At 60.1% G+C, this 10,326-nt stretch carries 9 protein-coding genes and 1 pseudogene; 3 read left to right on the forward strand and 7 right to left on the reverse strand.

Going from position 1 to position 10,326, the window contains the following annotated elements:
* Window positions 1–519 precede the first annotated feature (519 nt).
* The 7 genes from rplI to ACRC1E_RS07475 form a co-directional block, all read right to left on the reverse strand.
* Window positions 520–969, reverse strand: a complete 450-nt coding sequence (rplI, locus tag ACRC1E_RS07445) for a 50S ribosomal protein L9 (RefSeq protein ID WP_438514474.1) — start codon at window positions 967–969, stop codon at window positions 520–522.
* Window positions 970–991: 22 nt separating this feature from the next.
* On the reverse strand, window positions 992–1,219 hold the full coding sequence (gene rpsR / locus ACRC1E_RS07450; RefSeq protein WP_438514475.1) for a 30S ribosomal protein S18: 228 nt from the start codon (window positions 1,217–1,219) through the stop codon (window positions 992–994).
* Window positions 1,220–1,223: 4 nt separating this feature from the next.
* Window positions 1,224–1,523 (reverse strand): primosomal replication protein N, encoded by a 300-nt coding sequence (gene priB, locus ACRC1E_RS07455; RefSeq protein WP_438514476.1) that lies wholly within the window; start codon window positions 1,521–1,523, stop codon window positions 1,224–1,226.
* A gap of 14 nt (window positions 1,524–1,537) precedes the next feature.
* Window positions 1,538–1,912 (reverse strand): 30S ribosomal protein S6, encoded by a 375-nt coding sequence (rpsF, locus tag ACRC1E_RS07460; RefSeq protein WP_124735656.1) that lies wholly within the window; start codon window positions 1,910–1,912, stop codon window positions 1,538–1,540.
* Window positions 1,913–2,031: 119 nt separating this feature from the next.
* Window positions 2,032–2,241 (reverse strand): heavy-metal-associated domain-containing protein, encoded by a 210-nt coding sequence (locus tag ACRC1E_RS07465; RefSeq protein ID WP_438514477.1) that lies wholly within the window; start codon window positions 2,239–2,241, stop codon window positions 2,032–2,034.
* A gap of 15 nt (window positions 2,242–2,256) precedes the next feature.
* The gene (gene rlmB / locus ACRC1E_RS07470; RefSeq protein WP_438514478.1) at window positions 2,257–3,003 is read right to left on the reverse strand and encodes a 23S rRNA (guanosine(2251)-2'-O)-methyltransferase RlmB; all 747 of its coding nucleotides are present in this window, start codon (window positions 3,001–3,003) and stop codon (window positions 2,257–2,259) included.
* Between the two features lie 13 nt (window positions 3,004–3,016).
* Window positions 3,017–6,271: a sensor domain-containing protein gene (locus ACRC1E_RS07475; protein WP_438514479.1), complete on the reverse strand. Its 3,255-nt coding sequence runs from the start codon at window positions 6,269–6,271 to the stop codon at window positions 3,017–3,019.
* Between the two features lie 119 nt (window positions 6,272–6,390).
* Here ACRC1E_RS07475 and mfd point away from each other — a divergent pair, with 119 nt between their 5' ends.
* From mfd to ACRC1E_RS07490, 3 genes and pseudogenes are all read left to right on the forward strand, one after another.
* The gene (mfd, locus tag ACRC1E_RS07480; protein ID WP_438514480.1) at window positions 6,391–9,783 is read left to right on the forward strand and encodes a transcription-repair coupling factor; all 3,393 of its coding nucleotides are present in this window, start codon (window positions 6,391–6,393) and stop codon (window positions 9,781–9,783) included.
* Window positions 9,780–10,127 (forward strand): stress response translation initiation inhibitor YciH, encoded by a 348-nt coding sequence (locus tag ACRC1E_RS07485; protein ID WP_438514481.1) that lies wholly within the window; start codon window positions 9,780–9,782, stop codon window positions 10,125–10,127. The genes mfd and ACRC1E_RS07485 overlap by 4 nt, the downstream gene beginning before the upstream one ends.
* A gap of 2 nt (window positions 10,128–10,129) precedes the next feature.
* Window positions 10,130–10,326, forward strand: a pseudogene (locus ACRC1E_RS07490) (hypothetical protein); the annotation flags it as partial.

Genomic DNA, 10,326 nt, shown 5'->3' on the forward strand with positions numbered 1-10,326 from the left:
CGTCATGGCAGACTTGCACGGGCAAGTGACAAATACTTACCGCTATTGCAAGTAAATTATTTTCGTCAATATACACAATGTACGCTATGTGACATTTGATAAGCATCAACATCAACTGATAAAACACGTAAACTTGCTATTTGAGCAGGAAAAGCCAAGAAAAAAGCCCGTGGCTAGAATACGCCGATGCCAATTTAATCATAATTCTATTGTCATTACCAGTGGCGCTACAGTTTATCACCCGCATCCATTACAACTCACATGCCAAAATACTACAAACTATTAAATGAACACGTAATACAGTGCACAACTAGACAAATCTCCTCAAACTCAGCAACGCTGTCGGCTCTTCCTTAGCGCCACTGGGCATCAATAGCCCTATCACCACCCCTCCGCGAATTCGTATCTTCTCTGTTTCAAACATCAACAATTTCGAGCAAACAGCGGCAACCTGAAAAGCAAGACGCAAAAAAGCCGGCTCGTTTGAGCCGGCTTTTTTCGTGTAGCGAGACCTGAAAATCAGGCTTCGGCAACCACGCACAGCTTGATGCTGGCAACAGCATCGTGGTGCAGCGCGATTTCCATGTCGTATTCGCCGGTGGTCTTCAACTGACCGTCTGGCAGACGCACTTCGGAACGCTTCACTTCGATACCGGTCGCCGTGATCGCTTCAGCGATGTCGGTGCTGGTAACCGAACCGAACAGACGGCCATCAATACCGGCCTTCTGGGCGATAGTGATGGTAGCGCCTTCCAGCTTGGCAGCGCGAACCTTGGCATCAGCCAGGATCTCGGCTTGCTTGGCTTCCAGTTCTACGCGGCGGGCTTCAAAAGCTGCCAGGTTGGCGGCGTTTGCACGCTTGGCCTTGCCTTGTGGAATCAGGAAGTTGCGAGCGTAACCGCCTTTAACTTCAACAACATCACCCAGTTGACCCAGGTTAGCTACTTTCTCGAGGAGAATGATCTGCATTGTTTAATCCTTTCTTCTCGGTTTAGTGCTGGTCGGTGTAAGGCAGGAACGCCAGGAAACGAGCGCGCTTGACAGCGGTCGTCAGCTGACGCTGATAACGCGCCTTGGTGCCGGTGATGCGGGCCGGGATGATCTTGCCGTTTTCAGCAATGAAATCCTTCAGCAGGTCGGTGGATTTGTAATCGACATGCTTGATGCCTTCTGCCGTAAAGCGGCAGAACTTCTTGCGCTTGAAAAGTTGACGAGCCATTTTATTAACCTTTTACAAATTCTGCGGATTCGATGTGCAGTACCAACCGGGGGTTGCGCAAGCTGCGCTGACAGAGAAAACCGGTAACGGCCAACTGCTGCCCGGCGACGCGTCCGGCAAATGCCCGGCAAGCTTCGCCCACCATGACGGACTGAATTTCACAGATCACGTCTCGCTCGGCACCCGCTTCGGTCTGTCTTGATTGATGCCTGAGCCACATTCCCAGTACCGGCACGCCGGCGGGGGTGTATCTCAAGACATCTTCGCGTTCAACCGTCGCGGTCAGTACTAGTCTGTTCTGCAAGGTGTTACCTGAAATCAGGCAGCAACCTCGGCTTCAGCAGCCGGCTGGGTTTCCAGCAGGCTCTTGGCCTTTTCATCCTTCATCATCGGGGACGCTTCGGTGATCGCGCTGTCCATTTTGATAGTCAGGTGACGCAGAACGGCATCGTTGAATTTGAAGGCATGTTCGATTTCAGCCAGGGTTTCCACTTTGCACTCTACGTTCATCAGAACGTAGTGAGCTTTGTGAACCTTCTGGATAGGGTAAGCCAGTTGACGACGACCCCAGTCTTCCAGACGGTGGATCAGGCCTTCGGCGCCCAGGACCATGCCCTTGTAGCGTTCGATCATGGCCGGAACCTGTTCGCTCTGGTCCGGGTGGACGATGAACACGATTTCGTAATGACGCATGTAAACTCCTTGTGGCTGTGAAGCCTTTTGCCATGCGATAGCAAAAGGCAAGGGTTAAAGCCGGCGGATTGTACGCACATTTGCCGGCGATGGCAATTGCACGCCCGCCGTGCTGTCCATCAAACTACAACTTCAAAACCGGCATCGGCGATGGCATCGATGACTTCTTCGCGCGAAGGCAGCGAGCCGTCGTACTCGACTTCGACCCGGCCACTGGCCAGATCCACCATCACGCCGTGCACCCCATCGAGCGCCTCGACCGCGCGGGTCACGCCCGCGACACAACCGCCGCAACTCATGCCGGCAACCTGCAGTATCAGTTTTTGCATGACCCTCTCCTTCGCTTATTTGGCCTTCAGCACGCGCTGACGGCGACTTTCGGACAAAACCATACCGGAGGACACCGACACGTTCAGGCTTTCAACGGTGCCAAACATCGGAATGGACACCAGCACATCACACAGGTCGCGTGTCAGGCGGCGCATGCCTTCGCCCTCGTTGCCCATCACCCAGGCCAAAGGGCCGGAGGCATCAAAGTGGTACAGATCGGTTTCGGTTTCCATGGTGGTGCCGGCGATCCATACGCCCATGTCTTTCAGGTCGCGCAAGGTGCGCGCCAGATTGGTCACGGTAATATAGGGCACGACTTCGGCCGCACCACAGGCGACCTTACTGACGGTGGCATTGATGCCGGCCGAACGGTCTTTGGGGGCGATCACTGCATGCACGCCCATGGCGTCCGCCACGCGCAGGCAGGCGCCCAGATTATGCGGGTCGGTCACGCCGTCCAGCACCAGCAACAATGGCGGCTCGGACAGGTTTTCCAGCACATCGTCCAGATCGACATAATTGCGGCTGGCGTCGATCACGGCGGCCACACCCTGATGGCGGGCATTGCCGGTCATGCTGTCCATGCGCGCCTTGTCGACGATGTGAAGCTTGATGCTTTCACTCGCGGCCTTGTCCAGCACATCTTTGGTGCGCGCATCCTGACGCCCGCCGGCCAGATAGATTTCGATCAGGCTTTTCGGGTTTTGCCACAGGCGGGCATTCACCGCGTGAAAGCCGTGTATAAGTTTGCGGTTGCTCACCTGATGTCACTCCCTAAAAAACGGCGCATTCTACTCCGGAGCGCACCCTAACCGCCACGGCATGACGCGAAAAAAATGCGGGCAACTCGCTCGCGGGCAAGGGGCGGCTATAGTAATAACCCTGCAGTATATGGCAGCTGTTTTCGGCCAGAAAAGTACCCTGCGCCGCCGTTTCCACCCCCTCGGCGATCACGGTATAACGCAGTTTACGGGCCATCGCGATAATGGCCTGGGTAATGGCGGCACTATTATCGTCCCCCGGCAAGCCCTCGACAAAGGAGCGGTCTATCTTCAGGCAATCCAGCGGGAAGCGTGTAAGCATGGACAAGGAAGAATAGCCGGTACCAAAGTCATCCAGCGACAGGGTCACCCCCAGTGCCTTGAGCTGATTCAGGATCAGCACGGCTTCTTCCGGCTTTTGCATCAGCATGCTTTCGGTAATTTCCAGCTCCAGCCTTTCGGCATCGATGCCGGCCCCTTCCAGCGCCCTGTCGACTTCGATGGCCAGATCCTGCTGTTCGAACTGGCGGGCCGATAAATTGACGGCGACGCGTGGCACTGCCAGCCCTTCCTGATCCCATTGCGCAAGCTGGCGGCAGGCTTCACGCAACACCCAGGCGCCGATAGGCTTGATCAGGCCACTTTCTTCGGCCAGCGGAATAAACCGCACCGGCGACACCAGCCCCAACTGCGGGTGACGCCAGCGTATCAGCGTTTCGACGCCGACGACCTGCAAGCTGCGGGCATCAACCTGCGGCTGGTAGTGCAGCTCGAACTCATTCTTTTCCAGCGCCTGACGCAGGGCATTTTCCAGCAACAGGCGCTCCACCGACTGCGTATTCATCGCGGCATCGAAAAACTGCCAGGTATTCTTGCCTCTTTCCTTGGCGCGATACATGGCCACATCGGCATTTTTCAGCAAGGTACGCGCATCGGTGCCGTCATGCGGATACAGGCTGATGCCGATACTGCCGGTGACAAACAGCTCCTGCCCTTCAAGAAACAGGGGGCCGGCCAGCTCGGCCAGTACTTCATCGGCGATGCGGCATAGCTGTTCATGGTCTTGGTAATCCTCCACGACCAGGGTGAACTCGTCGCCGCCCAGACGCGCCACCATGCCGTAACGGCCGGAGACGCGGGTGAGGCGGGTAGCGATCTCGCACAACATGCCATCGCCGGCCTGATGACCGAAGGAGTCATTAATCAGCTTGAAGCGGTCCAGATCGATAAACATCAGCGCCAGCTGAAAACCATCGTCCGCACCGCCGCCCAGCGCATTATCCAGATGGCCGATCAGATGCGAGCGGTTGGGCAGGCTGGTCAGCGGATCGTGATTAGCCAAAAAGTGCAGCCTCTCCTCGGCCTGCTTGCGCCCGGTGATATCGGAAAAGACGCCAACATAGTTGGCGATATCGCCGTTCACATCGCGTACCGCCGAGATGGTCAGCTCGGCCGGATACCACTCTTCATTCTTGCGTCTGTCGTACATCTCGCCATCCCAGTGACCGCTACGGGACAACTCTTCAAGCAGATTTCCCGAGCCGTCGACATTACGGAACATGCGCGATACACGGCCGGTAGCCTCCTCGTAGCGGTAGCCGGTAATGCGGGTAAAAGCGGCATTCACAGTCACGATGCGCCCCAGCGCGTCGGTAATCATGATGCCCTCGGCCGAGTTCTCGAACACCTTGGCCGCGAGGCGCAATTCGGTCTGCGCCGTCACCCGGTCGGAGACATTGATGCAGACACCGATAAATGCCTGCTGCCCCTGATAGTCGATCAGGCGGCTGTGGATCTCGACATCGACCGCAGAACCATCACGGTGACGCAAACGGCAGGAAAAGCGCGTCACTTCGAGCTTTTTCTCCTGACGCAGGCGGATTTGCTGGTTGATGCGTTCGACCTCGTCCGCCATCAGCACCATCGTCAGCGGCTGCCCCAGCAGATCGTCCACCTGATAGCCGCCAAGTTCGGCCAGCGTCGGGTTCAAATAAACGATCATGCCATTTTGCTGGATAAAGATGCCGACCAGAGACTGCTCCACCACCGCGCGGTACTTCTCCATCATCTCGGCCCGCTGCCGCTCTTCATGCTTGATCGGGGTGATATCGGATGCAATGGTGCCGATACCGGACGGATGCCCGGCACTATCGAACAAAGGGAATAGGGTCGCGAGGAAAGTATGCGGCTCATTGCCTATCTGCAACACCTCTTCCTGCTGGCGCGCTTCCAGACACGCCAGCACCTGCCCGCCCATGGCATCCAGCTTGCCTGCCAGCACCGGCGGCAAAAAATCGGCCGGACGAAAACCGATCACGCTGGACTGCGGCACACCCAGCAGCTGGGCGCATGCCTTGTTGGCCAATAGATAGCGCCCATCCATGCCCTTGATCGCCATGACATTAGGGCTCTGATCGATCAGCGCCTCGAAGCGTGCATAACTGTCACGCAGCGCCTTATCCTTGCTGCGCTGCCCTTCAATGGCGATAGCCAGTGCCAGACTGGCACCGGCGCTCAGCATATTGACCGCTTCACAGTACAACTGCTGTTCAATACCGGGCGGCACCGCCCCGCCCAGATGCGCCAGCAAGCCGCCCAGAGCGCCCAGCACCAGCGGCCCGGCCATGCCGAAACGGGCCGCCGCCCACAAGTACAGCGGAAGATACAAGAGCTCCAGCGGCAACATCTGCTGCGCGTGCAGTTCGGTATGCCATGCCCCCCACAGCAAGCACTGCACCGCCACGATCAGCGCCAGCTCCAGCCAGGCCCGCGGCGCAGGACGGGTCTGGCGGGCAGCAGCCACCATCAGCAGCAGCGCAAGCGCCCCCTGTAACCACGGCAACAACAAAGCCGACGGCAAAACAGCGCCGTCGCGTGCCTCAAACCAGATAAAAGGCAACATGCACAACAGCCCCGGCAGCAGGGCCAGGCGCAGGATCAGTACGATCAGCGCAAAACCGCTATCCAGGGCTTGCGCCAGACGCGGCCCGAGCAGGCACAAACCCGCCCCCCCCAGCAATAGCGAGGCCGGCAGCGGCGATGCGCCTGCCGGCAATAGCGAAGCCACCCCCAGCAGGGCCAGCCCCCAGGGCAGCATGCGTTGCCATGGTTTGTCCGCAAGCAGACGCCCCGCCAACGCTTGCCGCGTCATCCACCAAGCCAAGACACTCAAAATCCAGAACACCGGCACCCCCGCCGACATTGCCAACGGCAAAACGCCCACCAAACCCGCCAGTGGCATCCAGCCCCAACCACTCTCCTTGCCCACACGCTCCCCCTTCGTTTTAGCCTGTTGCCTACGCCGGGCGAGATCTGTGCCTCGCATCCAATGGGCGTATCCGGCATATAATAACGGCTTACCCCCGAATGTATAGCGCGATGTCATTAATGAACCCACTTAGCCTGCCCGCCAGCGGCCAGAAAACACGCTTGGCCACCTTGCCGCAAAGCGCCGACTCGGCCTGGATCGCCGCTCAAGCGGGCTTAGGTTCATGCCTGCTGGTGCTTAGCCCGTCGGCACAAGCGGCACAGCGACTGAAAACCGAGATCGCGTTTTTTGCGCCGCAATTGCGCGTCGCATTACTGCCGGATTGGGAGACGCTGCCGTATGACCACTTTTCACCACATGCCGATCTGGTGTCCGAGCGGCTGGCGACACTGTGGCAAATCCGCCAGCAGGCCTGCGATGTCGTGATCGCACCGGTGGCGACCGCCATGGTGAGGCTGGCCCCCCCGTCCTTTCTGGCGGCGCATACCTTCTTTTTAAAGAACGGACAAAAGCTGGACGGCGAAGCCTTGCGCAGCGACCTGGTGTGCGGCGGTTACCAGCATGTGTCGCAGGTGATGGCGCCGGGCGAATTCTCGATACGCGGCGGGCTGATCGACCTCTATCCGATGGGCTCGGGGCTGCCGCTGCGCATCGACCTGTTCGGCGACGAGATCGAAAGCATCAAGACGTTCGATCCGGATACCCAGCGCACGCTCTACCCCATGCCCGAAGTCCATATGCTGCCGGCGCGCGAATACCCCAGCGACACTAACGGCGTCACCGCTTTTCGCCAGCACTGGCGCGAGCGCATGGAGGGCGACCCCAGCCGCAGCCGCATCTATCGCGACGTTTCGGCCGGCGTCTGGCCCGCCGGCATCGAGTACTACCTGCCGCTGTTTTTTAGCGAAACCGCCACCCTATTCGACTATTTCAGCGCCCCCCCGCTGACCCTGCTGCTGGGCGACGTACAGGCCGAAGCCGACAATGTGTGGCGCGACATCGAAGCGCGTTACCAGATGGGCAAGAGCGATCCCGAACGCCCGATCCTGCCCCCCGCCGACGTCTTTCTGCGCCCCGATGTCCTGATGGGGCAGATCAAGACGCTGGCCCGCTTTGAAACCGGTAGTGGCGAGACGCCGGCGCTGCCGGTGCTGCCCCTGCCGCCACTGGCGGTCGAGCGCCGCGCCGATGCCCCGCTGCAAAAGCTGGCCGCATTTATCACCGCCACGGCTTCCCGGGTCCTGATTCTGGCCGAGAGCCTGGGCCGGCGCGAAACCCTGCTGCAATTTCTGGCCGACAACGGCATCCAGCCTAAAGCCGTCGATGACTGGGCCGCCTTCATCGGCGGCAAGGACAAGCTGGCAATCGGCGTCGGCCCCCTGTGGGCCGGCTTTGCCCTCTCCTCCCCGGCCATCGCGGTCATTACCGAGTCCGAGCTGTATCAGCATGTCAGCCGCAGCCATAGCCGGCGCAAGCGTGCCGGCAGCACCGATGCCATGCTGCGCGATCTGGCCGAAGTCCGGATCGGCGACCCGGTGGTGCACGAAGCCCACGGCATCGGCCGCTATATGGGGCTCATCAATCTGGATCTGGGGGCCGGCGAAACCGAGCTGATGCAACTGGAGTACGCCGATGGCGCACTGCTTTATGTCCCGGTCTCGCAACTGGCGCTGATTTCGCGCTATGCCGGCAAAGCCAGCGACGAAGTGATGCTGCACAAGCTGGGCAATCCGGCCTGGGACAAGGCGAAGAAAAAGGCCGCCGAGAAAGCACGCGACACCGCCGCCGAACTCTTGAACCTGTACGCACAGCGCGCCGCCCGCGAAGGCCACGCCTTCACCATGAGCCACCACGACTACGACGCCTTTGCCGCCGGCTTCGGCTTCGAAGAGACGCCGGATCAGGCCGATGCCATCACGGCGGTGATCGCCGACATGACCTCGGGCAAGCCGATGGACAGGCTGGTATGCGGCGATGTCGGTTTCGGCAAGACCGAAGTCGCACTCCGGGCCGCCTTTGTCGCGGTGCTGGGCGGCAAGCAGGTGGCGGTACTGGTGCCCACCACCTTGCTGGCCGAGCAGCATGCACAAAGTTTTGCCGACCGCTTTGCCGACTGGCCGGTGAAAATCGCCGCCCTGTCGCGCTTCAATAGCAGCAAGGAGACCAAGGCGGCACTGGCCGGCATTGCCGACGGTTCGGTCGATATCGTGATCGGCACCCACAAGCTGGTGCAGCCGGATGTGGTGTTCAAGAATCTGGGGCTGGTCATCATCGACGAGGAGCACCGCTTCGGCGTGCGCCAGAAGGAACAGCTCAAGCGCCTGCGTGCCAACGTCGATGTGCTGACCATGACCGCCACCCCTATCCCGCGCACGCTATCGATGGCGATCGAGGGCCTGCGCGACTTCTCGGTGATTGCCACCGCACCGAGCCGCCGGCTGTCGGTCAAGACCTTCGTCAGCCCGACACGCAACGGCGTGATCCGCGAAGCGGTGCTGCGCGAACTCAAGCGCGGCGGCCAGGTGTTCTTCCTGCATAACGAGGTCGACACCATAGAAAACATGCGCCAGAAGCTGACCGAGCTGGTGCCCGAGGCGCGGATTGCCGTGGCGCACGGCCAGCTGGCCGAACGCGAGCTGGAACAGGTGATGCGCGACTTTATGCAGCAGCGCAGCAATGTGCTGCTGTGCTCGACCATTATCGAGACCGGCATCGACATTCCCAACGCCAACACCATCCTGATCAACCGCGCCGACCGCTTCGGCCTCGCGCAATTGCACCAGTTGCGCGGCCGCGTCGGGCGCAGCCATCATCAGGCCTACGCCTATCTGCTCACCCCCGACGGCATGACGCGCGACGCACAAAAGCGCCTCGAAGCGATCCAGCTCTCCGGCGAGCTGGGCGCCGGCTTCTATCTGGCCATGCACGATCTGGAAATACGCGGCGCCGGCGAAGTGCTGGGCGAAGGCCAGTCCGGCGAAATGCAGGAAGTGGGCTTCGGTCTTTTTACCGAGATGCTCAAACAGGCGGTGCGCGAGCTGAAAAAAGGACGCGAACCGGATCTGGACGCCCCCTTGGGCGTCACCACCGAAATCAACCTCTACAGCCCGGCGCTGCTGCCCGATGCCTACTGCCCCGGCGTGCACGAGCGGCTGGTGATCTACAAGCGTCTGGCCAGCTGCGACAGCAGCGACGAGATCGATGCCATCCACGAAGAGCTGATCGACCGCTTCGGCCTGCCGCCGCAGCCGGTCAAGACCCTGATCGAAAGCCACCTGCTGCGCCTGTTGGCGCGCCCGCTGGGGGTAGCCAAGCTGGAAGCCAGCGACAGCATGATCCAGCTCTCTTTCGTCAAGAAGCCCGATATCGACCCGATGAAAATCATCGCGCTGATGCAAAGCGGCAAGGGCTACAAGATGGCGGGGCCGGACAAGCTCAGGCTAGACATCAAGCTGGCCGATGTCGGAGGGCGTACTCATAAAATCCGTGAAATATTGAAAGCATTGCAATGAAAAACAAGGGATCAGGCGGACTGGTGTACTCCACCGAACACGGCACCATGTGCCCGCTCTGCCGCCAGCCACAAACAGAATGCGTGTGCCGCAACGAGGCCCCCAAGGGCGACGGTGTGGTACGCATACGGCGCGAAGTGCGCCGTGGCAAGGAAGTTACCGCCATTTCAGGCGTGCCGCTGCCGGCGGCAGCACTCGCCGCCTTCGCCAAGGGCCTGCGCACCGCTTGCGGTGCCGGCGGCACGGTCAAGGATGGCGTGATCGAGATTCAGGGTAATCATCTGGATACCGTACAGCCGCTGCTGGCGGCACAAGGCTGGGTCGTGAAGCGTGCCGGCGGCTGAGCATGCAAACCCAAGCCCGCTATCCACACGCACCGCAATCTCGCAACGCCCTGGCCGACACCGGCCTGATCGACGGCTTTGGCCGGCGCATCGACTACCTGCGCGTCTCGGTGACCGACCGCTGCGATTTGCGCTGCAGCTATTGCCTGCCCGAAGGCTACAAGGGCTTTGAAGAGCCGGCACACTGGCTCAGCCACAC

Source organism: Craterilacuibacter sp. (assembly GCF_051659485.1).
Lineage (GTDB): Bacteria > Pseudomonadota > Gammaproteobacteria > Burkholderiales > Chromobacteriaceae > Craterilacuibacter.

Bases quoted from the DNA above. Each gene is read 5' to 3' on its own strand.
- rplI (WP_438514474.1), bottom strand. From the start codon at position 969: ATGCAGATCATTCTCCTCGAGAAAGTAGCTAACCTGGGTCAACTGGGT.
- rpsR (WP_438514475.1), bottom strand. From the start codon at position 1,219: ATGGCTCGTCAACTTTTCAAGCGCAAGAAGTTCTGCCGCTTTACGGCA.
- rpsF (WP_124735656.1), bottom strand. From the start codon at position 1,912: ATGCGTCATTACGAAATCGTGTTCATCGTCCACCCGGACCAGAGCGAA.
- ACRC1E_RS07465 (WP_438514477.1), bottom strand. From the start codon at position 2,241: ATGCAAAAACTGATACTGCAGGTTGCCGGCATGAGTTGCGGCGGTTGT.
- mfd (WP_438514480.1), top strand. From the start codon at position 6,391: ATGAACCCACTTAGCCTGCCCGCCAGCGGCCAGAAAACACGCTTGGCC.
- ACRC1E_RS07485 (WP_438514481.1), top strand. From the start codon at position 9,780: ATGAAAAACAAGGGATCAGGCGGACTGGTGTACTCCACCGAACACGGC.